The organism is Haloarcula sp. CBA1115 (genome assembly GCF_000827835.1).
In the GTDB taxonomy this organism is placed as follows: Archaea; Halobacteriota; Halobacteria; order Halobacteriales; family Haloarculaceae; genus Haloarcula; species Haloarcula hispanica.
The window spans coordinates 283,495-305,169 of the sequence record NZ_CP010530.1 but is presented as its reverse complement, the minus strand read 5'-3'; the positions used below and the strand labels follow the sequence as shown (position 1 = coordinate 305,169).

Here is a 21,675-nt window from a genome sequence, read left to right as displayed (position 1 = left end):
CGGCCCGTACCCGACTATCCGTTAATCCGTCTCGCGGCTGTAGGACTGCAACAGCGCCGAGGGAACCGCGAGCTGGTCGCTCTTGGTCCGGATGACGGCGTAAGCCAGTACGAGAATCGTCGCCAGATACGGGTACGTCCCCATGATCTGTGGGTTCATGAGGAACTCGACGACGGGGTTGATGACCCCGGCGAGCGGCGCGTCAGGACCCACCGTCAGCGAGATGGACTGCGAGCGAATGCGGAGCGCGTCGAGCAGGCCGAACAGATACGCTCCCACGAGCATCCGGCGGGGCCGCCACTGTGCGAAGATAACCAGCGCGACGGCGATCCAGCCCCGGCCCGCGGTCATGCCGGGCACCCAAAGCTGTGAGAACGCCAGCGAGAGGTGTGCCCCAGCCGCGCCGGCGAACCCGCCGCCGATGAGTACCGCGAGATACCGCAGTCTGAACACGGACACGCCCATCGTGTCCGCCATCTCGGGGTCTTCGCCGACGGCTATCATTTCCAGCCCGAGATTCGAATGGTGCAGGAAGTACCAAACCACGACCAGCAGGCCGAGTGCGAGGTAGTCCGTCGCCGTGCTCCGGAAAAAGGCCTCACCGATGACCGGGATATCGACGAGGTACTGTCCGACGAGCGGGAGCGTCATCTGCGGGAAGCCGTCAATGGACTCTTCGACCCAGCCGGAGCCGAAGAACGTCGTCAGACCGGCCCCCAGCAGCGTCAGCATGACGCCGCTGATGACCTGGTTCGACTTCAGCGTGATACAGAGGAACGCGTGGACCAGCGCAAGCACCATCCCGAGGAGGATGCCGACGCCGAATCCGAGCCAGTGGCTCCCCGTCACGACGGTAGTGATGAACCCGCCGAGCGCGCCGACGAGCATCATGCCCTCGACGCCGAGGTTGAGGACGCCCGCCCGCTCGCTGAGGAGTTCCCCCATCCCGGCCAGCAGGAGCACGGTCGCCGCCTGAACGGTGGCATCGAGCAGCCCGGCGATGAAGCTCACCATCAGTCGTCACCCCGCTGTGGCCGGGCTGGCGTTTCCGTTGGCCCGCGTTTTAGCTCGATACCGACCCGGTAGCTCTTGAAGAACTCCGCGGTGATCAGGAAGAGGATGACAAGCGCCTGGATGATCTCGACCAGGGCCGCGGGCACGCCGAACGCCACTTCCATGCTCGACCCGCCGACGAACAGCACGGCGAAGAAGAGCCCCGCGAGCAGCACTTTGAGCGCGCTGTTGCGGCCGAGCAGCGCGATCGGAATGGCGGTGAAGCCGTATCCGGGTTCGAACCCGGCGCGGTAGCGACCCTGTGCGCCGGCGATTTCACTGATGCCGCCCATGGCCGCGAACGCACCGCCAACGACGAACACCAGGAGGTAGACGTAGAACTTGCTCATCCCCGCCTGCTGTGCGGCCGCATCGTTCGAGCCGACGAACGTGATTTCGAACCCGAGTCGCGTTCGCGTCATCAGGACGTAGGTCACCACGACCATACAGACGGCGACCAGTAAGCCGGCGTGGACCCCGCTGACCAGTTCCGGAATCGTCGCGGCCTCGGAGAACCGCTCGGACTGCGGGAAGTTCCCGGTCCCGCCCTGCATCGGTCCCCGGAGCAAGTAGCTCTGGATTTCGAGGGCGACGAACGTCAGCAGTAGCGAGGTGATGATCTCGTTGACGTCCCACTTCGCACGCAGGTACGCCGGGATGCCCGCCCAGATACCGCCGGCCACGGCTGCGGCGACGAACATCAGCGGGACCAGCGCCAGGCCCGGGAGAGAGACGTTCAGCCCGATCCAGGTCCCGGCGAGTGCACCGGCGACGAGCTGTCCCTCGGCACCGATGTTGAACAGCCCCGCTTTCAACGGGAGGTACACCGCCAACCCTGTGAGAATCAGCGGCACCGCTTTCGTCAGCGTCTCGGTGAGGCCGAACTCGGTAAAGAGCGTGTCGACGAACATCGTCGCGTACGCCGCGACGGGATTTACATCGAGGACGACCAGCGCGACGGCGCTCACCGCCAGCGCGGCCAGTACGGTGAACACGGGCGTCCCGTAGGCAAGCCAGGCGGGGATCTCCTCGCGTGCGTCGACGTTGACTGCGACATTCATCAGCTCTCACTCTCCTGTGTGGCCACGGACTGAGGCGGCGACGAAGCCGTCTCACCGGCGTCGTCCCCACCTCCGCCGGTCATCTCCAGACCGATCCGTTCCCGGTCGGCCTCGGCCGGTGTCGTTTCGTAGACGAACTCGCCCTCGTACACGACGAGAATCCTGTCGCTCAGATCGAAAATCTCGTCCAGGTCCTCGGAAAGGAGGATAATACCCGTGCCCGCCTTGCGCTGTTCGAGCAGTGTCTCCCTGATGAACTCGATTGCCCCGACGTCGACGCCACGGGTCGGTTGGTTCGCGATGAGCAGATCGGGGTCGCGGTAGATTTCCCTGGCCAGGATGAGCTTCTGGAGGTTCCCACCGGAGAGGTCGCCGGCGTTGGTCTCGGTGACGTCGCTGACACCGCGGACATCGAACTCCTCGACCAGCGTCTCGGCGTACTTCCGGAGTTCCCCGTAGTCCAGAAACGGCCGGTCGCCGAACCGGCCGTCCCTGAAGTCTTTCATCGTGGCGTTGTGCATCACCGAGAGGTCCTCGGCACAGCCGTACTGGAGTCGGTCCTCGGGGACGAACGAGACGCCGCTGTCGACGAACGTCTTCGGTTTCGCGCCAGTGATGTCCTCGCCGTTGACCACTAACTCGCCGGCTGTCACGTCACGGATGCCGGCCAGGACCTCGGCCAGTTCCTTCTGGCCGTTACCGCTTACGCCCGCAATACCGACGATTTCGCCCTGCCGAACCGTCAGGTCGATACCGGAGAGAGCTTCGATATCTCGGTTATCGGTGGCCTCAACCCCGCGTGCGCGCAGAACCGGCTCACCGAGGTCGACAGCGTCCCTGTCGATTTCGAACAGCACTTCGCGGCCGACCATCATCTCCGCGAGGTCTGCCCGGGAGACTGACGACACCTCGGCGGTGCCGACGTTTTCTCCCTCCCGGAGAACCGTCACCCGGTCGACGATGGCGTCGACCTCGGTGAGCTTGTGCGTAATGAAGATTATCGAGAGTCCCTCGTCAGTCAGCCGTTCGAGCGAGTCGAAGAGCCGCTCGGCCTCGGTCGGCGTAAGGACTGCTGTGGGTTCATCGAGAATCAGGAGGTCGACATCCCGGTACAGCGCCTTGAGTATCTCGACGCGCTGTTGCTGGCCGACATCGAGTTCCCAGATCTTTGCGCTCACGTCGATGTCGAACCCGTACTGATCCGCTAGATCCTGAATCCGCTGCTCGGGGACGTCGAGGCCGAGCGAGAACTGGCCGGCGAGCGACTGGACGAGACTGTTGTTCCGGACCGCCGCCGGGAGCCAACTGTCCTCGGCATCGCTGCGGAACGCCGTAGCCGGTTCACGCTCGCCGAGCACGACGTTCTCGGCGACTGTCAAGCGTGGTATCAGCATGAAGTGCTGGTGGACCATCCCGATCCCGGCGTCGATAGCGTCCTGTGGCGACTCCAGGTCGAGCCGCTCGCCGTCGAGATAGATATCGCCGTCGTCCTGAGAGTAGAGCCCGTACAGAATCTTCATCAGCGTGCTTTTTCCCGCGCCGTTTTCACCGAGGAGGCCGTGGATTTCCCCGCGCTCGACGGAGAGGTTGACGTGGTCGTTGGCGACGACCCCAGGGAACTCCTTCAGAATCCCCTCCATCCTGAGCGTGGTGTGTTCGGACATGCTCTCTGATCTTGGCCGGGTATCAACAATGTAGTGGCATAATTGTTTCCAAAGGTAGCCATATTCGCCGTCCAGAACGGGAAATGCCGGACATTTGCCAAGTATCAGTTGTTATGTGTTAGCGTCCGTTGTCGACGTCCATCCAGTCTGTCGTGACAGCCAGTAGGATAGACATATGCTGCAGATAATCACCATATACGTATGATAGATTTGGTTTTGTGGCACATATATTGATAATAGGGTAGAAAAAGCTGCACGAACGGGACAATTTAAGTGATTGTTTCTGCAATGGGAATCCGGATAGTGAATGGTTGACAAGAAACACGCCAAATCGAGACGGGAGCTACTGACAGCACTTGGGGCAGCAGGAATTACCGGACTCGCCGGTTGTAGCGGTGGTGATGACGGAGGCGATGGCGAAGCAGCCACCGACACCGCCGATGGCGGGGCTGCTGACGGGACCACAACCGGTAGTGACGGCGGGTCCGGAACGGATTCGGTCACGGCCGCCTGGGTGTACAACTCGGAGGTCGGGGACCTCGGCTGGTCCTGGGCCCACAACGAGGGACGGGAGGCGGTTGCAGAAGAGTACGACTGGCTGGAGACGGAGTACACCGAGGCTGTCGCCCCCGCTGATTCCGAGCGGGTGTTCGAACAGTACGCACAGGGTGACGCCGACATCATCTTCGGCTGTACGTTCGAGTACCAGGACCCGATGGCGGCCGTGGCGGAGCAGTACCCCGACACGTACTTCGAACACAACACCGGCTACCTGACGATGGAGAACATGGGCCGGTACATGGGCCGGATCTATCAGCCTCGATATCTCGCCGGACAGGCCGCCGGTACCGTCACGGAGACAGATACGCTGGGATACGTGGCGGCATTCCCGATTCCCGAGGTCATCCGTGGCATCAACGCCTACGCGCTCGGGGCTGCGTCAGTCAACGACAGCGCGACGCTGAAGGTCAGATGGACGAACTCCTGGTTCGACCCGCCAACCGAAAGCGAGGCGGCGAACGCCCTGCTGGACGAAGACGTCGACGTGATGGCCCAGCATCAGGACTCCCCCGCTGCACTCCGTGCGGCCTCCGATGCGGGTATCTGGGCGACTGGCTACGACGCCCCGATGGGCGACATCGCCGGCGAGAACTATCTCACGTCCCCGATCTGGCACTGGGAAGAGTTCTACGGCCCGACTATCGAGTCTGTCAGGAACGGCACCTGGGAGTCCGACGCGTACTGGGAGGGTATCGACTCGGGCATCTGTAGCCTGGACGACTGGGGACCGGATGTGCCCCAAGAAGCGAAAGACACCGTCTCGGAGTCGCGGTCGGCGATACTCAACGGCGAGCGAGACGTCTGGGCCGACTCGGCGTTCGAAGGCGAGAGCGACGAGTTCCTCTTCCAGCAGATGAGCAGTTACGTCGACGCTGTCGAGGGGGAGGTCCCGAACTGATTCTGCCACCGGCACACAGCTGACGTACTCATCTGCAGTTGCTGGGGCCTTTCAGACGGCTGTGACCACGGTCGTAGTAGTATCGAGCCACGAAGACGATTTTCGGTCACGTTCACGCAAATATATTTGTTCGCTGTAAGATCAAAGATGGTATCTCTTAAGTAGGAGTTTTCGCTACGTCTACTCAGTTCAGTAATGGTGAATACCAACCGAACGATATCGCGGCGGGAGATGCTGGGTGCCATCGGGGCGTCAGGGGTAACCGCGCTAGCCGGCTGTAGTGGTGGCGACAGCGGGAGCGACGACGGTGATTCGACTGATGGCACTACGACCGGTAGCGACGAAGGCTCCGGGTCAGACTCGGTGACTGCTGCCTGGGTGTACATCTCGGAGGTCGGCGACCTCGGCTGGTCCCATGCACACGACGAGGGGCGGAAGGCGGTCGACGAGAAATACGACTGGCTGGAAACCGAGTACACGGAGGCTGTCGCGCCTGAAGACTCGGAGCGCGTTTTCGAGCAGTACGCGCAGGGTGACGCCGACATCGTCTTCGGGACGACGTTTGGCTACCAGGACCCGATGTTCAACATTGCGGAACAGTACCCCGACACGTACTTCGAACACGCGACCGGCTATCGCACCCGGGAGAACATGGGACGGTACATGGGCCGGATTTACCAGCCCCGGTATCTGGCCGGTCAGGCAGCCGGAATGGTGACCGAGAACAACACTATCGGCTACGTCGCCGCCTTCCCGATCCCCGAAGTCATTCGCTCCATCAACGCGATGGCGCTCGGCGCGCGATCGGTGAACCCGGACGCGACATTCAAAATCCGGTGGGTCAACGCGTGGTTCGACCCCCAGACCTCAAAGCAGGCGGCCAACTCGCTTATCGATGAAGGGTGTGACGTCATCTCGCAAGAGCAGGACTCCCCTGCTCCGGTCAGGGCCGCAAACGAGGCGGACGTGTGGGCCTCCGGCTACAACGCGCCGATGGGCGAGTTCGGCGGCGACAACTACCTCGTCTCCCCGGTGTGGAACTGGGAAGAGGTGTACGACCCGACCATCTCCGCAGTCCGGGACGGAACCTGGGAAGCCGATGCCTTCTGGGGCGGCATGGAGACGAACCTCCCTGCACTCGACGAGTGGGGACCGGAGGTCCCACAGGAAGTCAAAGACACCGTCGCCGAGACGGAAGAGCAAATCGTCAACGGCGAACTCGACGTCTGGGCCGGCTCCGAGTTCGAGGGTGAGAGCGACGAATTCCTGTTCCAGGAGATGAACAGTTTCGTCGACGCCGTCGACGCCGACGTGCCGGAGTAAGACAGTCCGACCTCAGCGGTCGTATTTCAGCCACGGATTGCCACAGCGGTGGCTAACAGGCAAGCCAATCAATCGGGTGCCGACAGGGCGGCCATCTAGTCATCAGCAGCACGGTCGAGTGCCGGACGGGTCGCACCACCCCATTCCTCATAGGAGCGAAGCACGTCGCCGTTTCGCTCCCCGGTCAGTTCGCCGTCCCGGACCGCAACCTGGCCGCCGACGAGGACGTACGCCATTCCATCGGAGAACTGAAACGGGTCCTCGTAGGTCGCGTTCGCCGACACCGAGTCGAGGTCGAAGGCCACGAGGTCCGCGACGTACCCCTCGCGGACGTACCCGCGGTCCCTGAGACCGAGGATATCGGCCGGATGTCCCGCGGCCTTGTATGCCATCAGTTCCGGCGAGAGCACGTCCCGCTCACGAACGTACCGTTCGAGAATGCGACTGAACGCCCCGATAGCCCGCGGGTGGGGTTTCCCGCCAAAGATACCGTCCGTACAGAACGTGCCGCGGTCGTCCGCGAGGAACCGCTCGATGTCTTCCTCGGCCATCACGAAGTCGGCCATCGTCACGTCCAGTTCTTCGGCGACGAGCAGGTCACACATCGCGTCGACCGGGTCGCGCCCGGTTTCGGCGGCGATATCCCCGATAGTATCACCCTGATAGCGGCCGCTCCCAGTCCGCGTCACGAGGATATTGTCCCACGATCCAGCGGCGTACGCGAGATTCTCCCAGTCACCCGGCTGGGAGATGTCAGCGGCGATACGGTCCCGGACTGCCGCGGAGTTGAGACGGTGACGGATGGCCTCCGAATCGCCCTGCCGTGCCCACGGCGGCAACAGCGCGGTGAGCATCGTCGACCCGGCCGTGTAGGGGTACTGGTCGAAGGTGACCCGCTGGCCCCGGGCGGCGGCATCGTCGAACAGGTCGAGCACGGCCTCGGAATCCCCCCAGTTCTGCTGGCCGCCGACCTTGAGATGTGAGACGTGGGCGTGACAGCCGCCGCGCCGACAGATGTCGAGATATCGGTCGATAGATTCGACCACGCGGTCCGTCTCGTTCCAGACGTGGGAGATCATGAACGAGTCGCGCTTGGCGAGGGTATCCGCAAGCGCCACCAGTTCGTCGTCGCGAGCGTACGAACTCGGCGGGTAGATCATCCCTTTGGACATGCCGAACGCGCCTTCTTCCAGCGCTACCTCGAGTTCCTGTCGAATCGCATCGAGTTCACCGGGCGCTGTGTCGTGGTCGGACGTTGGTCTGTCCAGCCGTCGACTGGTGACTGGCCCGGCGGCGACGACGTGTTCACCGCCGAGCGGGCGGTCCTCGAACCCGGCCAACATCGACCTGATGTTGCCATGGGGGGCGTAGTACGCGCAGTTGACAGCGGGCTCGACGGATTCGAGCGCCGCGAGGTAGCCGTCAACGGTGTGCCAGGGCCACGTTTCGCCGAGCGTGCCGTCGAGTGATTTGACCCGTTGTGCCCATTCGTCGGTGAGGTTCGGTGGCACCGGGGCGACGCTGACCCCGTCCTGCCCGAGAACTTCCGTCGTAATTCCCTGCGTCAGTTTCTCCTCGGCCCCGGGATGGTCGAACAGCCGCAGTTCCGAATGCGCATGCATGTCGATGAACCCCGGCGCGAGAAACGACCCGTCGAGGTCGACGACGCGGTCTGCGTCAAGCGGGGCATCGCTGATTGCATCGATTCGACCGTCGGCGACACGCACGCTCGCAGTGAACGGAGGGCGACCGCTCCCGTCCAGCACCCGCGCGTCTCTGAACGCGATGGACGCGGCACTCAGCTCGGTCATGTCTGCTGACTCGCGGAACGGTCGTTTGGCTCTTTCGGTGGTCTCAACCGTGTGTGACAGGGGGCGAGCGCGTGCCACACCGTGTCTGTCGATCTGTGTGGGGCCACCCCGACACAATCTTCAAGACGACACCGCGGAACAGCTACGCAATGCCATCCGTCAGTCTCGATAGCGAGCGGTTCAGACGGCGCTTCGATACGTTCAACAAGATCGGCGCGACAGAACGGGGCGGCGTGAACAGGCCGAGCCTGTCCGACGAGAACAAGGCGGCCCGTGATACGCTCGTCGAGTGGTTCCGCGAGGCCGGGCTGGGAGTCCGTATCGATACGATGGGCAACATCTTCGGTCGGCGGGCGGGAACTGACAGCGACGCCGCGCCGGTCCTGATCGGGTCACACATCGACAGCCAGTACAACGGCGGGCGGTACGACGGCGTTATCGGCGTCCTCGGTGGATTGGAAGTCATCGAGGCGTTCAACGACGCCGGCGTGACGACCGAACGTCCACTGGAGGTCGTTGCCTGGAGCAACGAGGAGGGCGTCCGTTTTCAGCCGGATATGCTCGGCAGCGGTGTCTACTGTGATATCTTCGACCTCGACTACGCCTACGCGCGCGAAGACAAGGACGGAAAGCGGTTCGGAGAGGAGCTCGAACGCATCGGCTACAAGGGCGAAACACCCTGTGAAGCCGATGATATCCACTGCTACTTTGAGATGCACGTCGAGCAGGGGCCGTTTCTCGAACAGCAGGACATCCCCGTCGCCGCTGTCGAGGGCGTGTTCGGCTTTGCCTGGCTGAACGTCACCTTCGAGGGGCAGGCCAACCACGCCGGACCGACGCCGATGGATATGCGCCACGATGCCTTCGTGGCGACGGCGGACGTAACCCGCGCGGTCCGACGGATCACGGCGACCGAGGGAACGGACCTCGTCGGCACGGTCGGCAGCGTCGACGTCTGGCCGAACGCCATCAACGTCATCCCCGAACGCGTAGAGTTCACGCTCGATTTCCGCTCGTACGACGATGCCGTGGTCGACGCGGCCGTCGAACAGATCAGGGAAGAGGTTGCCCACGCGGCCGAGCGCGAAGGCCTTGAATACGAGATAGAGGAAATAATGCGGGTCGACGCGGACCCGTTCGATCAGGGCTGCATTGACACAGTCGTTGAGGCCGCCGAGACGGTCGGCTGTGAGTACACGCGACTGGTCAGCGGCGCGGGCCACGATGCGAACTACCTCAACAAGATAGCTCCGACGAGCATGATTTTCGTTCCAAGCGTCGACGGAATCAGCCATCGCGAGAGCGAATTCACCGAATGGGATGACATCGTCACCGGGACTGAGGTACTGCTGAACGCTGTGCAGACGAAGGCCGCCGAGTGAGCCGTTCCGTTCCAAGCGTGTGAATATCACACATCTGGCACACGTCACACAGCGACTGTCTTGTCTGTCGCAGCTGTGTCAGCCTGTTGTCTGCTGGTGACCCGCGGCTTCGTCTGGCAACACTGCGATCAAACACCTGTGAACCATACATATATGAGATGGTGTTGCACACCTGTTCACTAACAGGCGTGTATCCGTAATGCATGCCGAAAACTGGAGGGTACTCTGTGGATATTGAACTCACAATCAACGGCGAGCGAACGAGAGTCGAAGCCGGGTCGGCGGAGGACCTGGCGACGGTTTTGAGACAACACGGCTACATCGGCGTGAAATGTGGCTGCGACGGCGGAGCCTGCGGCGCATCGAAGGTGTTCGTCGACGGCGAGGTGCGCATGGCCTGCGGAATGGCCGCGGCGGACGCCGACGGGAGTGAGATACAGACCGTCGCAGCGCTCGGAACACAGGACGACCTGCACCCGGTGCAGCAGGCGTTCGTCGACAACTTCGCCGTCCAGTGCGGGTTCTGTATCCCAGGGATGATAATTCAGGCGGTGGCACTGCTGGATTCGAACCCAGACCCAACCGAGCGGGAAGTCCGGGAGGCGCTGGACGACAACATCTGTCGCTGTACCGGCTATCAGAAGCCGGTCGAAGCCGTTCTGGACGCAGCAGAACGAATGCAGGGGGAGCAGTCGGTTGCCGCGGACGGCGGCCGGTCGGTCGATGGGCCCCCGCGCAGAGCCGAGTCGACCGGCTGCTGTGGAGGTGGCTGCGATGAGTGACGACGACGAGACAGCCAGGGCCGACGGCGGCACGGCCTCACAGTCAGAGACTGTCGAAGACGAACGGTTCGAGGAGCACCCTCTCGAATGGGACGAACCCGACAACAACGACAAGGCCCCCGACGAGCGCGACAGCGTCTCCCACCGGACGGAGAAGTACGACGATCGAAAGCTCGTCACCGGGCAGGCGAAGTACACCGCCGACTACGAGGCGCGGTATCCGGACCTGGCGTACGCAGCGGTCGTCCGGAGCGAAATCCCACACGGCCGCGTGACCGATATCGACACGAGCGCGGCCGAGGCGATGGACGGCGTCGACGCGGTCCTGACACCGGAATCCAACGCGGTGCCGGACGCAAAATACACCAGCGCCGGGCAGTCCTATCCCGAACCGAGCCCGTGGGACATGGACGTTCTGAACGAGCACGTCCGCTACATCGGCGACCCGATTGCCGCCGTCGCAGCCGACGACCGGACAACCGCGAGCGCCGCCGTCGAGGCTATCGAGGTGTCGTACGAGGAGTACGACTACGTCACCGACCCGGAGGACGCCTTCGGCGAGGACGCGCCGCAGTTGTTCGAGGACGGCGAGGTCGAGAACGAGATTGTCGGCCACGACTACGACCGCAACCGGATGGCCCACATCGAGGGCGAACTCGGAGACGTGGACGCGGCGCTCGACGGCGAGACCCACGTCCACGAGACCGAATGGGAGACGATCCGACAGTCTCACGCGAACGTCGAGAAACACACCTCCTTGGCCTACACGAACGAGGACGACCGCCACGTCCTCATCACCAGCACGCAGGTGCCGAACCACACCCGCAGACAGCTCGCCCACCTGTTCGACATCCCGATCCGTGATATCCGCGTGACGAAGCCGCGGGTCGGCGGCGGTTTCGGCGGCAAGCAGGCGATGGTCGTCGAGCCGATTCCGCTCGCGCTGTCGCTTGCCACCGACCGCCCGGTCCTGTACGAAGCCAGCCGTGAGGAGGAGTTCTACGCGATGCGCTCGCGGCACCCAATGAAGGTCAAAGCGAAGACGGCCGTCACCGACGACGGCGACATCGAAGCCATCGACATCTACGCGCTTTCGAACACCGGCGCGTACGGCAGCCACGGCATGACCGTCGCGGGCAACGTCGGGAGCAAGCCGCTGCCGCTGTACTCGAAGGTCCCGAACGTCCACTTCGAGGCCGATATCGTTCACACGAACACGCCCCAGACCGGGGCGATGCGGGGGTACGGCGCGCCACAGGGCACGCTTGCGCTGGAAGGCCATCTCGACGAGGTCGCCCGCGACCTCGGTCTCGATCCCGTCGAGTTCCGACGCCGACACCACATGGAAGTCGGCGACCTCGACGAGATCGCGGGGATGATGGGCGGCGAAGGCGCGGAGCGCCGTATCCGGTCGTGTGGCCTCGACGAGTGCATCGAACGCGGGAAGGACGCTATCGGCTACGACGACCTCGAACAGCCCGCCGCAGACCATCTGCACCGCGGCATCGGGATGGCGCTGTCCGCGCAGGGGACCGGCGTCGCCGGCGACGAACTCGGGGCCGCCCAGATAATGATGAACGAGGACGGGAGCTTCCACCTGCAGGTCGGCGGCGTCGACATCGGGACGGGCGCTGACACGGCGTTCCTCCAGATCGCCGCCGAAGTGCTGGGCTGTGATGAGGCCGACATAGTCGTCAAGTCCGCCGATACTGACGTGACGCCCTTCGACTACGGCGCGTACGCCTCCTCGACGACGTACATCAGTGGGATGGCCGTCAAGAAGGCCGCCGAGGACGCAAAAGAAAGGATTCTCGACTGGGGGGCGAAACTGCTTGAGGAGCCAGTCGATGTTCTGGAAACCGGCGACGGAACGGTGTACAGCGAGACCAGCGGTGATTCGGTCACACTCGAAGACATTGGCTACGAGGCCGCCTACGGCGACGACGAGCGGGAACACATCCTGGGGAAGGGGACCCATTGCACCGAGGAGAGTCCCCCGCCCTTCGCCGCCCAGTTCGCCGACGTGACCGTCGATGAGACAACCGGCGAGTTCGAGGTGCACAAACTGGTCGTCGCGGTCGATTGTGGCGTCGCGATCAACCCCGGCATGGCCGAGGGCCAGATCGAGGGCGCGAACCACATGAGCTACGAGATGGCCGTCAGCGAGGGTATCACGCTCGACGACGAGGGACGGGCGGAAGTGACTGACTTCGACGAGTACGGACTGCCGTCGGCGACCGAGACGCCGCCGATCGAATCGATTCTGGTCGAGACCCACGAGCCGACCGGTCCGTTTGGCGCGAAATCGGTTGCGGAGGTCCCGACAAACACAGTCCCGCCGGCGCTGTCCAACGCCGTCCGGGACGCCGTCGGCGTCCGTATCCGGGAAATGCCCATTTCCGCCGAGAAAATCAAGGCAAAACTGGACGAGCGCAAAGCCTAGCTCCGATCGCGGTGACAGTCACGCCAACAGACCCGGTGTGTCGGCGTGGCATATCGCAAATCCGCGATAGCTATTTACCGCTCTGTTCGTCACGTTGCTGACATAGCCAGCGAGCTGATGAGTCATATGGAAATCGAACTAGAAATTAACGGTGTGGAACGGACTGTCGAAGCATCGAAGTCCGATTCGCTTCTCGATGTCCTTCGGCGGAACGGGTACACCGGATCGAAACGGGGGTGTGACACCGGCGCGTGCGGCTTCTGTACGGTCCACGTCGACGGCGAACCGGTGAAATCCTGCGTCGAGCCGGTGACGAAAGTACGGGACACATCCGTCGAGACAATCGAAGGCCTGGGCGAACAGGACGACCTGCATCCGGTCCAGCAGGCCTTCGTCGTTAACACCGCGTTGCAATGTGGCTTTTGCATTCCGGGGATGATAATGCGCTCGACGGCGCTGCTAGAGGCGAACACGGACCCGACAGAGCAGGAGGTCCGGGAAGCGCTGTCGGACAATCTCTGTCGATGCACCGGCTACAAGAAAATCGTCGAAGCGGTGCTGGACGCCGCCGAGCGGATGGACGGCGGGACAGCCGTCGCCGCCGACGGTGGGAAGGCAGTCGAAGGCAACGAGAGGGTCGCAAATTCGACCGAGTGTACAGTCAACGACTGCGACTGCATGGAGGGCGGTCAGTGAGCGATTTCGACCGGGCTCGGGAGACGAGCGAGCAGCCCGACAGGACAGGGGTGGAAGACGCGGCCCCTGCCGGAGCTGAGAAGGAGTCAGAGGCGGACGTGGCACGGGAACCTGACCGGAAGCCCAAATCCGAACGCGACACCATCACGGCGGACGAGGAGAAAGACGACGCGCGGAAGATTGTGACCGGGGAGGCCCGTTACACGGCGGACTACCGCGACCGGTTTCCAGACCTCGCCCACGGGAAAGTGGTTCGCAGCGACATCGCCCACGGCTACGTCGAATCGGTCGACACGAGCGCCGCCGAGGCGATGGACGGCGTCGACGCCGTCATCACGCCGTTCGACGACGTAGTCCCGGACAAACTGTACTCCAGTTCGGGCCAGTCCTATCCCGAGCCGAGCCCGTGGGACCTGAAAGTGTTGCGCGAGCACGTCCGCTTCGTCGGCGACCCGGTCGCGGCTGTGGCGGCCGACGACCCGGAAGCGGCCGACCGCGCCGCACGGAAAATCGAAGTCGAATACCGGGAACTGGACGCCGTGTTCGACCCAGAGGAGGCCTTGGATGAAGACGCCCCGCAACTGTTCGAGACCGACGACGTGGAGAACAAGCAGTCGGGCGCGGACTACAGTAGAAACCTCGAATCACACTTCGAGGGGGAACTCGGTGACGTGGAGGCGGCGTTTGAGCGGGCCAGCAACGACGACGACCGGCACGTCATCAAGACGGAATGGGAAACGCCGTACCAGTCCCACTGCGTCCCGGAACCGCACACGACCATCGCCTACACGGACGAGGATGACCGGCACACGTTCATCACAGCGACGCAGGTCCCCTTTCACACCCGCCGCCAGATAGCGCACCTGTTCGACGTGCCCATCCGTGACGTACGGGTGACGAAGCCGCGCATCGGCGCGGGGTTCGGGTCGAAACAGGAGATGGCGATAGAACCCATCGCCTTCGCGCTCCACCTGGCGGCGGGCCGACCGGTCAAACTGGAGATGAGTCGTCAGGAGGAGTTCACCGCGCTCCGCTTTCGACACCCGATGCAGATGCAGATGCGGACTGCAGTCACTGACGAGGGCGATATCGAGGCGATGGACCTCTACACGCTGTCGAACTCGGGGGCTTACGGCACCCACGGCATGACCGTCGCGAACAACGTCGGGACGAAGCCACTCCCCCTCTATCCCCGGGTCCCGAACGTCCGCTTTGCAGGGGACGTGGTACACACGAACCTTCCGATGGGCGCGGCGATGCGGGGCTACGGCGCGCCACAGGGCCACTTCGCCGTCGAAGCGCACATGGACGAGGTGGCCCGCCGCCTCGACTTCGACCCCATCGAGTTCCGCCTGCGGAACGCGGTCCAAGAGGGCGATCTCGACCGGAGCGTCGCTATCCTGAAAGACGGTGACCGGTTCACTCGACGGATTCGCTCGTGTGGCATCCGCGAATGTGTCGACCGCGGACGGGAGGCTATCGGCTACGACGACCTCGAACAGCCCGACGAAGACCACCGCAAGCGCGGCGTCGGAATGGCGCTCATCGCACAAGGGAGCGGTGTCGCAGGCAAGGAACTCGGCGCGGCGCAGGTGCAGATGAACGAGGACGGGAGCTTCCACCTGCAGGTCGGCGGCGTCGACACCGGCACGGGCGCGGACACGATGTTCTCCCAGATTGCCGCCGAGGTGCTGGGCTGCACTCCCGAGGACGTCGTCGTCATCGCTGCCGACACCGACCTGACGCCGTTCGACTACGGCGCGTACGCCTCCTCGACGACATACATCAGCGGTCGCGCGGTCAAGAACGCCGCCGAGGACGCCAAAGAGCGGCTGCTAGAGTGGGGGTCGAAACTGCTCGACGAGCCGCCGGACGTGCTCGACACCGGCGACGGCGGCGTGTTCAGCGAACGGACCGGAAACCGCGTGTCGCTGGAGGAGATCGGCTACGAGGCCACTTACGGCGATGACGAGCGTGAACACATCCTCGGGGACGGGAACCACTCGACCGACGAGAGCCCGCCGCCCTACGGCGCGCAGTTCGTCGACGTGACCGTCGATACGGAGACCGGCGAGTACGAACTCAACAAGCTGGTGTTTGCAGCCGACTGCGGCGTCGCAATCAACCCCGCACTGGTCGAGGGCCAGATAGAGGGCGGCGAGCACATGAGTCTCGAATACGCCACCAGCGGCGACCTCACCTTCGACGAGGAGGGCAACCCCGAAGTGCTCGGGTTCCGCCAGTACGGGATGCCACGGACGACCGACCACCCCGAGACGGAGACCATCCTCGTCGAGACCCACGAACCCACGGGTCCGTTCGGCGCGAAATCTATCGCGGAACTCCCGACGAACGGCGTCCCGCCGGCGCTCTCGAACGCCATCTGCGACGCTGTCGGCGTTCGGCTGACCGAGCTACCGTTCACTGCGGAAGACGTGACGGCGGCACTCGATGAGCAGTCTGCTGACGATGGGTGAGTTGGTTTCGAACAGTTTTCTTCCGATTAATATCACACACGGAGTGTTTTTTGTTGTGTCGAGCAAACTATTAAGAGCAGGTCGGCGAAATCTCGACAGTATGGCGTACATCGGGTTTCTGCTGACAGGCGGTCCCTTCGACAGCGAGCGATGGCGTACCGCCTACGAGCTGGGCCGGGCGGCGCTGGACCAGGGCCACGAGGTGAGCTACTTCCACTACCTCGACGGCGCGCTTGTCCCCGTCGCCGACCAGACGTTGCCCGGCTGTTCGGACAGCGGACTGTACGACGAGATGCCGACAGAGAAGTTTCAGGAGCTTATCGCGGACGGCGCGGACGTCATCTGCTGCGGGCTCTGTGTCGACGCGCGGGGAATCGATGCGCCGGCCGACTACCCCGAGGGCGTCGAAGTCGGGCTGCTTCCGGACCTGGCGGACATCATCGGTGAGGCTGACCGGGTGGTCTCGCTATGAAACGAGATGTCGTCGTGTTGCTCACCCGCGCTCCGTGCGGCCGAGTCCACATCCCGGAGGGGCTGCGTGCCGCCCGCGGCGTCGCAGCTGGCTTCGATATGCACGACGTGACGGTGATATTCACCCAGGACGGCGTGTACGGCGCTCGGGACGCTGTCGGCCGCGAGGCGCTCAACATGAGCGGGCACGTCGCCGACTTAGCGGAACAGGGCGGACAGATGATCGCGGACCGCGCGGCGATGGCCGAACGCGGCGTCGACGAGGGTGAAATCGCCGACGACGTAACAGTCTGGTCGGACGACCGCGTCACCGCCCGCATCCGTGACGCCGACCACACACTGGATTTCTGATAATGTTGTATCTCATCGACAAGCCGATGGCCGAAATCGGACTGCGAACCGCCGCCGGGGACCCAGAGGCGCACGTCGTCCTCATTCAGGACGGCGTCTACCTCTCGCCGGATATCGACGCGCCAGTCTCGGCGGTCGCGAGGGACGTGGACGTACGGGGGGTCGACCTCACGCCGGACATCGACCCCATACCCTACGACGACGTAGTCGCTGCCATCGTCGAACAGGAGGTGAAGAGCTTCGTATGAGCCTGTTCGAACGTATCGACGAACTGGCCGAGCAGGGAGAGTCGGCGGCCTTGCTGACCATCGTCCGCAAGGACGGCAGTGCACCGCGGGACGTGGGGGACAAGATGGTCGTCACCGACGACGAGGAGTACGGGACCATCGGCGGCGGGACAGTCGAGCACCTCGCCGTCCAAGACGCTCGGTCAGTACTCTCGGGAACCGACGACCCCGGCGTCCGGACGTACGAACTTGAACGCGGCGGCAACACGGGAATGGTCTGTGGCGGCGAGATGGAGGTGTTCATCGACCGCGTTCGCGGGCAGGCACGGCTCTACATCGCCGGCGGCGGCCACATCAGCACGGAGCTGGCTCCGTTGGCGGAGCGACTTGGCTACGCCGTCACCGTGGTCGACGACCGCGAGGCCTACGCCGACCCGGGGCAGTTTCCCGACGCTACCGACGTGATTCACGGCGACTACGGCGAGGCGCTCGGCGACCTGTCGATGGGGACCGAGACAGCCGTGGCCGTTGCGACGCGGAGCGGGACGTTCGACCAGGACGCCGTCGCTACGGCGCTGGACGACGAAGCTGGCTACGTCGGCCTCGTCGCCAGCGAGGCGAAGGCCAACCACGTCCTCGACTCGCTCGCCGAGTCGGGGTACGCCCGACGGGACCTCAGCCGGGTCCGAACGCCGGTGGGGCTCGACCTCGGCGGGAGCGGGCCGGCCGCCGTCGCGCTCTCGATTCTCGCCGAGGTCACCATGGACCGCCACGACGCCGCCGGTGAGCGGGCGACGCGCCTGAACCTCGACGACCTCGTCGTTGTCCGCGGCGGTGGCGACCTCGGGAGCGGCGTGGTCTACCGGCTCCAGCAGGCCGGCTTCCCGGTCATCGTCACCGAAGTCGAACAGCCGACAGTCGTCCGGCGGGCGGTCGCCTTCGGTGCGGCGCTGTACGAGGACGAGGTGACTGTTGAGGGGGTCACCGGCCAGGCAGCTTCTGATGTCGACGAGGCGCTCGAACTGCTCGCCGGGGATGTCGTCCCGGTACTCGTCGACCCAGAGGCAACCGTCGCCGACGAACTCGATGCCGCGGTGCTCGTCGACGCTATCATGGCGAAAGGGAAGTTCGACACCGGCACGCGTCGAGGAGACGCCGACGTAGTTGTCGGGATGGGGCCGGGGTTCGAGGCCGGTGAGGACGTGGACGCGGTCGTCGAAACGGACCGCGGGCACGAACTCGGCCGCGTGTTCTACGAGGGGACTGCGAGCGAATACGACGGCGAGCCCGGCGAACGGCGCGGCTACACTCACGAGCGGGTGCTTCGTTCCCCGGTCGACGGTAATTGGACTCCGACGGTCGCCATCGGCGACAGTGTCACAGCCGGCGACGTGGTCGGCACCGTCGACGACCGGCCGGTCGAGACCGAGATAGACGGGCTGGTTCGCGGTCTGGTCCACGGCGGCCTCGGCGTCAGCGAGGGCACAAAGCTCGGCGACGTCGACCCCCGCGGCGAGTCCGTCGACCCAGCGAAGATCTCCGACAAGGCGCTGTGCCTCGGCGGTGGCGTGCTGGAGGCGACGCTTCGGTTGCGGTAGAAGGCTCCTACTAGACGTTAGGAACGGACTTCTTCGAGGGTCAGGTCATCCAGCGTAACGCCGCTGCCGCCCGTGACACGCCCGACAGCTCGGTAGAACACGCTGGCGTCGTCGAACGCTGCTTCGACGGCGTCGGTCGCGGCCGGCGGGACAGAGACGAACAGTCCGCCGCTGGTCTCCGCGCTCTCCCCGTCAGTTAGCCCGTATCCGAAAAGCGTGGAAAGGGCGGGCGTTCCTGCGATGACCGGGAGGTGTGTCAGTTCGATACCGACGTTCGAGCGGTCGGCCACCACGCGGCTCTGGCCGGCGAGGCCGAAGCCGGTGATGTCGGTCGCGGCTGTCGCGTATTCACGGCACGCCAGCGTTGCGTCCCGGTTCGGGGTCGTCATCCACGCGATGGCCTCCGAAGCAATACTGTCGAGCGGGCGGTCAGCGGCGTCGGTGACTGTCTCAACGAACTGCGCGTCGGTCACGCGGGTCGCCCCCATAGCCGGCTGTGTCCCGAGCGGTTTGGTCAGGTAGAGCCGGTCGCCCGGGCTGGCCCCTGCGAAGTGAGCAGGGCGTCTGGCCGTGCTGTCGCCGAGATGGCGCCACCGGCGAAAGGCCACGGACTCATGATTGTGTGGCCGCCGGCGATGACGCCGTCCATCGCGTCCAGTGCGTCGGCCATGCCGGCGAGGATTGAGGCCGCGCTGTCGGTTAGTTCTCGTGGGAGGCCGAGGACGACCAGGCAGTCGACGTTCTCGACGGCCCCCGTGGCGAACGCGTCGCTGGCGGCGTTACAGGCCGCGACACGGCCGAAGTCGTACGGATCGTCGACGATAGGCGTGAAGAAATCCACCGTCGAGACCAGCGCGAGCTCGTCGGTAAGTTTCCGGGCGGCGGCGTCCTCGCCGACACCGAACAGCAGCGCGTCGCTGTCACCCGTGAGGCCGGCATCGGCGAGCAGCGAATCGAGATCGCTCTGGCCGACTTTGCAGGAACAGCCGTGGAGTTCCGTGTACTCCGTCAGGCGAGTCGTCTCCTCGTCTCCATCAGCCGCCGTATCGGTGCCCACACTCAGGCCTCCGATAGCGACGCCATCTCGGTCACCTGAAGTTCGAGTTCGAACTCGTCGGACTCGCCGGCGGTCTCTGCGGTCGTCACGTCGATGCCGTGAGTCGTACACATCCGCCGCAGGTTCTTTTCGGCCGGTGGGTAATCACCTCGAACGACGAGCGTCTCCCCAGGGTCGAGGTCTGAAAGCGCCTGCCGGACAATGAGCGCCGGCCGGGGACAGATTTCACCACGAACGTCTACGCGGGGCATACGGGTACGTGTGCCACTAGATCACAAAAACGCTGTCGGCGACACACGTTGTTGCCCCGGCAAGCTATTTTTGTGTGTCCCGCGGAGCGACTGTATGCATCTGGCTGCTGCGCTGGGTCTGGGTTCCAGCGCTGCTGTCGCCTTTGTCGGGGCCGGTGGGAAGAAAACCGCGATGGGACAGTTGACCGCCGAAGGGACCGACAGGGGGTACGACGTGGGTTACACGACAACGACAGCGATGCCACCGCCGCCTGACCTGCCGCTGACGCTCACTGGCCCGGACGAGTGGCGGGCCGACCTTCACGCACACGAACTGCCAGTTGCCTTCGCTCGCGAGGAGGTAGCCGATCCGGCGCGAGTCGACCGGAAGGTTCGTGGGTTCGACGCGAGTGTGGTGGAACAGCTATCCGAGGCTGGACTGTTCGACTGGCTGCTCGTCAAGGCTGACGGCGCACGCAAGCGCGAGTTCAAAGCGCCCGGTGCTAGGGAACCGGTCGTACCGAGGACAGCGAGCCACGTCGTTCCGGTCGCCTCAGTCGCCGCCGTCGGTGAAGTGCTGACGACGGACGTGGTCCACCGGCCGGAGCGGGTAGCGGACATCACAGGCCTCGATGTGGGCGACACCATTACGGTGGAGGCTGTCGGGACAGTGCTCACACATCCTGAGGGTGGGCTCCGAAACGCGCCAACCGAGGCGTCTGTGATACCGCTGGTCAACAAAGCGGATACCGAATCACAGCGGCGTACCGCCAGAGACGTTCTCAGCCACGCACTGTCGCAGACAGGCCGGTGTTCTCGGGGCGTGATTACGTCGTTCGCGTCGGATATCTGTGAGGTCGTCGCTGCGACGGATGTGCAGGAGGACCAGCGGTGACGAACGTCGGTGAACTACTCAGTATCGTTGTGAAACGAGGGCCACGATGAGCGGGCAGCACCGGACCGAAGTCGGTGGCGTCGTCCTCGCCGCTGGGCGGAGTTCACGGTACGAGCCGGGTAACAAACTACTGGCAACCATCGGCGGAAGGGCAGTCGTCCGACAGGTAGCCGAAACCGCATGTGAGTCACCGCTGTCGGACGTTGTCGCCGTCCTCGGATACGAGGGCGTGGCTGTCGCTGAGGCGCTAGAGGCGCTCTCAGTTTCGCTTCGTCATAACGACGATTACGCGGCCGGCCAGAGCGCGTCGGTTCGACATGGAGTCGACTATGCACAGGAATCCGGCTGGGACGCCGCCCTGTTCCTACTGGGCGATATGCCCTTCGTCCGGGCCGAAACTATCGAGGTGCTTATCGAAGCGTACCGTACAGGGACGGCAACCGTCGTCGTTCCCGAACACGAGGGGACGCGGGGCAACCCCGTGCTATTCGACGGCTACCACTTCGATGCGCTCGCCTCAGTCTCCGGCGACCGCGGCGGTCGGGATATCATCGAGACCACCGAGCGGACAGCGTTCATCGAGGTTGAGGACCCCGGCATCCACTGGGATATCGATACCGATGCTGACCTCGCCGAGTTCGCGGACCGCCGCGACAGCCTGTAAATTTAAGACACTGATGGTGGAACACTCGACT

At 64.2% G+C, this 21,675-nt stretch carries 18 protein-coding genes and 1 pseudogene; 13 read left to right on the top strand and 6 right to left on the bottom strand.

What is annotated here, in order from left to right:
- Positions 1–21 precede the first annotated feature (21 nt).
- Genes SG26_RS18330 through SG26_RS18320 form a run of 3 tightly spaced genes read right to left on the bottom strand, consistent with a single transcriptional unit; the run spans position 22 to position 3,778 of the window.
- The gene (locus SG26_RS18330) at positions 22–1,014 is read right to left on the bottom strand and encodes an ABC transporter permease (protein WP_050038411.1); all 993 of its coding nucleotides are present in this window, start codon (positions 1,012–1,014) and stop codon (positions 22–24) included.
- The gene (locus tag SG26_RS18325; protein WP_050038410.1) at positions 1,014–2,114 is read right to left on the bottom strand and encodes an ABC transporter permease; all 1,101 of its coding nucleotides are present in this window, start codon (positions 2,112–2,114) and stop codon (positions 1,014–1,016) included. Before SG26_RS18325 ends, SG26_RS18330 begins: the two co-directional genes overlap by 1 nt.
- Positions 2,114–3,778, bottom strand: a complete 1,665-nt coding sequence (locus SG26_RS18320; RefSeq protein WP_050038409.1) for an ABC transporter ATP-binding protein — start codon at positions 3,776–3,778, stop codon at positions 2,114–2,116. Before SG26_RS18320 ends, SG26_RS18325 begins: the two co-directional genes overlap by 1 nt.
- 307 nt (positions 3,779–4,085) lie before the next feature.
- Between SG26_RS18320 and SG26_RS18315 the strand changes: the two genes are divergently transcribed.
- Both SG26_RS18315 and SG26_RS18310 read left to right on the top strand, forming a co-directional pair.
- The gene (locus SG26_RS18315) at positions 4,086–5,237 is read left to right on the top strand and encodes a BMP family ABC transporter substrate-binding protein (protein ID WP_050038408.1); all 1,152 of its coding nucleotides are present in this window, start codon (positions 4,086–4,088) and stop codon (positions 5,235–5,237) included.
- A gap of 195 nt (positions 5,238–5,432) precedes the next feature.
- Positions 5,433–6,560 carry a BMP family ABC transporter substrate-binding protein gene (locus SG26_RS18310; RefSeq protein ID WP_014031284.1) on the top strand — a complete coding sequence of 376 codons (1,128 nt, stop codon included), beginning with the start codon at positions 5,433–5,435 and terminating at the stop codon, positions 6,558–6,560.
- Between the two features lie 95 nt (positions 6,561–6,655).
- On the opposite strand, the gene SG26_RS18305 is transcribed toward SG26_RS18310, so the two are convergent.
- The gene (locus SG26_RS18305; RefSeq protein WP_050038407.1) at positions 6,656–8,371 is read right to left on the bottom strand and encodes an amidohydrolase family protein; all 1,716 of its coding nucleotides are present in this window, start codon (positions 8,369–8,371) and stop codon (positions 6,656–6,658) included.
- A gap of 149 nt (positions 8,372–8,520) precedes the next feature.
- Between SG26_RS18305 and SG26_RS18300 the strand changes: the two genes are divergently transcribed.
- The 9 genes from SG26_RS18300 (at position 8,521) to yqeB (ending at position 18,798) form a co-directional block, all read left to right on the top strand.
- On the top strand, positions 8,521–9,753 hold the full coding sequence (locus SG26_RS18300; protein ID WP_050038406.1) for a Zn-dependent hydrolase: 1,233 nt from the start codon (positions 8,521–8,523) through the stop codon (positions 9,751–9,753).
- A gap of 203 nt (positions 9,754–9,956) precedes the next feature.
- On the top strand, positions 9,957–10,535 hold the full coding sequence (locus SG26_RS18295; RefSeq protein ID WP_175055174.1) for a (2Fe-2S)-binding protein: 579 nt from the start codon (positions 9,957–9,959) through the stop codon (positions 10,533–10,535).
- Positions 10,528–12,978, top strand: coding sequence for a xanthine dehydrogenase family protein molybdopterin-binding subunit (locus SG26_RS18290; protein WP_050038405.1), 2,451 nt, complete (start codon positions 10,528–10,530; stop codon positions 12,976–12,978). Before SG26_RS18295 ends, SG26_RS18290 begins: the two co-directional genes overlap by 8 nt.
- A 126-nt stretch (positions 12,979–13,104) precedes the next feature.
- Entirely contained in the window at positions 13,105–13,674 is a 570-nt protein-coding gene (locus SG26_RS18285; protein WP_050038404.1) for a (2Fe-2S)-binding protein, read from the top strand.
- Positions 13,671–16,151, top strand: a complete 2,481-nt coding sequence (locus tag SG26_RS18280) for a xanthine dehydrogenase family protein molybdopterin-binding subunit (RefSeq protein WP_050038403.1) — start codon at positions 13,671–13,673, stop codon at positions 16,149–16,151. The genes SG26_RS18285 and SG26_RS18280 overlap by 4 nt, the downstream gene beginning before the upstream one ends.
- A gap of 100 nt (positions 16,152–16,251) precedes the next feature.
- On the top strand, positions 16,252–16,623 hold the full coding sequence (locus SG26_RS18275) for a DsrE/DsrF/TusD sulfur relay family protein (RefSeq protein WP_014031293.1): 372 nt from the start codon (positions 16,252–16,254) through the stop codon (positions 16,621–16,623).
- Positions 16,620–16,973 carry a DsrE family protein gene (locus tag SG26_RS18270; RefSeq protein ID WP_014031294.1) on the top strand — a complete coding sequence of 118 codons (354 nt, stop codon included), beginning with the start codon at positions 16,620–16,622 and terminating at the stop codon, positions 16,971–16,973. The genes SG26_RS18275 and SG26_RS18270 overlap by 4 nt, the downstream gene beginning before the upstream one ends.
- Before the next feature lie 2 nt (positions 16,974–16,975).
- A complete protein-coding gene (locus SG26_RS18265) occupies positions 16,976–17,221 on the top strand; it encodes a hypothetical protein (RefSeq protein ID WP_023843018.1) in 246 nt (81 codons plus the stop codon).
- Positions 17,218–18,798, top strand: a complete 1,581-nt coding sequence (gene yqeB / locus SG26_RS18260) for a selenium-dependent molybdenum cofactor biosynthesis protein YqeB (RefSeq protein WP_050038402.1) — start codon at positions 17,218–17,220, stop codon at positions 18,796–18,798. The genes SG26_RS18265 and yqeB overlap by 4 nt, the downstream gene beginning before the upstream one ends.
- 17 nt (positions 18,799–18,815) lie before the next feature.
- Here the strand turns inward: yqeB and selD are convergent.
- A pseudogene (gene selD, locus SG26_RS18255) lies at positions 18,816–19,855 on the bottom strand (selenide, water dikinase SelD).
- A gap of 2 nt (positions 19,856–19,857) precedes the next feature.
- Positions 19,858–20,106: a sulfurtransferase TusA family protein gene (locus tag SG26_RS18250; RefSeq protein WP_014031298.1), complete on the bottom strand. Its 249-nt coding sequence runs from the start codon at positions 20,104–20,106 to the stop codon at positions 19,858–19,860.
- A gap of 94 nt (positions 20,107–20,200) precedes the next feature.
- On the opposite strand from SG26_RS18250, the gene yqeC reads away from it, so the two are divergent.
- Together yqeC and SG26_RS18240 are read left to right on the top strand one after the other, a co-directional pair.
- Positions 20,201–20,980, top strand: a complete 780-nt coding sequence (yqeC, locus tag SG26_RS18245) for a selenium cofactor biosynthesis protein YqeC (RefSeq protein ID WP_050038401.1) — start codon at positions 20,201–20,203, stop codon at positions 20,978–20,980.
- 46 nt (positions 20,981–21,026) lie between these two features.
- The gene (locus SG26_RS18240; RefSeq protein WP_014031300.1) at positions 21,027–21,644 is read left to right on the top strand and encodes a nucleotidyltransferase family protein; all 618 of its coding nucleotides are present in this window, start codon (positions 21,027–21,029) and stop codon (positions 21,642–21,644) included.
- The last annotated feature ends 31 nt before the right edge of the window (positions 21,645–21,675 follow it).

Excerpts from the sequence above, each read along its gene's own strand:
- yqeB (WP_050038402.1), top strand. The coding sequence starts at position 17,218 with ATGAGCCTGTTCGAACGTATCGACGAACTGGCCGAGCAGGGAGAGTCG.
- SG26_RS18290 (WP_050038405.1), top strand. The coding sequence starts at position 10,528 with ATGAGTGACGACGACGAGACAGCCAGGGCCGACGGCGGCACGGCCTCA.
- SG26_RS18270 (WP_014031294.1), top strand. The coding sequence starts at position 16,620 with ATGAAACGAGATGTCGTCGTGTTGCTCACCCGCGCTCCGTGCGGCCGA.
- SG26_RS18315 (WP_050038408.1), top strand. The coding sequence starts at position 4,086 with ATGGTTGACAAGAAACACGCCAAATCGAGACGGGAGCTACTGACAGCA.
- SG26_RS18325 (WP_050038410.1), bottom strand. The coding sequence starts at position 2,114 with ATGAATGTCGCAGTCAACGTCGACGCACGCGAGGAGATCCCCGCCTGG.
- SG26_RS18305 (WP_050038407.1), bottom strand. The coding sequence starts at position 8,371 with ATGACCGAGCTGAGTGCCGCGTCCATCGCGTTCAGAGACGCGCGGGTG.
- SG26_RS18330 (WP_050038411.1), bottom strand. The coding sequence starts at position 1,014 with ATGGTGAGCTTCATCGCCGGGCTGCTCGATGCCACCGTTCAGGCGGCG.
- SG26_RS18265 (WP_023843018.1), top strand. The coding sequence starts at position 16,976 with ATGTTGTATCTCATCGACAAGCCGATGGCCGAAATCGGACTGCGAACC.
- SG26_RS18300 (WP_050038406.1), top strand. The coding sequence starts at position 8,521 with ATGCCATCCGTCAGTCTCGATAGCGAGCGGTTCAGACGGCGCTTCGAT.
- SG26_RS18310 (WP_014031284.1), top strand. The coding sequence starts at position 5,433 with ATGGTGAATACCAACCGAACGATATCGCGGCGGGAGATGCTGGGTGCC.
- yqeC (WP_050038401.1), top strand. The coding sequence starts at position 20,201 with ATGCATCTGGCTGCTGCGCTGGGTCTGGGTTCCAGCGCTGCTGTCGCC.
- SG26_RS18320 (WP_050038409.1), bottom strand. The coding sequence starts at position 3,778 with ATGTCCGAACACACCACGCTCAGGATGGAGGGGATTCTGAAGGAGTTC.
- SG26_RS18295 (WP_175055174.1), top strand. The coding sequence starts at position 9,957 with ATGCCGAAAACTGGAGGGTACTCTGTGGATATTGAACTCACAATCAAC.
- SG26_RS18275 (WP_014031293.1), top strand. The coding sequence starts at position 16,252 with ATGGCGTACATCGGGTTTCTGCTGACAGGCGGTCCCTTCGACAGCGAG.
- SG26_RS18250 (WP_014031298.1), bottom strand. The coding sequence starts at position 20,106 with ATGCCCCGCGTAGACGTTCGTGGTGAAATCTGTCCCCGGCCGGCGCTC.
- SG26_RS18285 (WP_050038404.1), top strand. The coding sequence starts at position 13,105 with ATGGAAATCGAACTAGAAATTAACGGTGTGGAACGGACTGTCGAAGCA.
- SG26_RS18240 (WP_014031300.1), top strand. The coding sequence starts at position 21,027 with ATGAGCGGGCAGCACCGGACCGAAGTCGGTGGCGTCGTCCTCGCCGCT.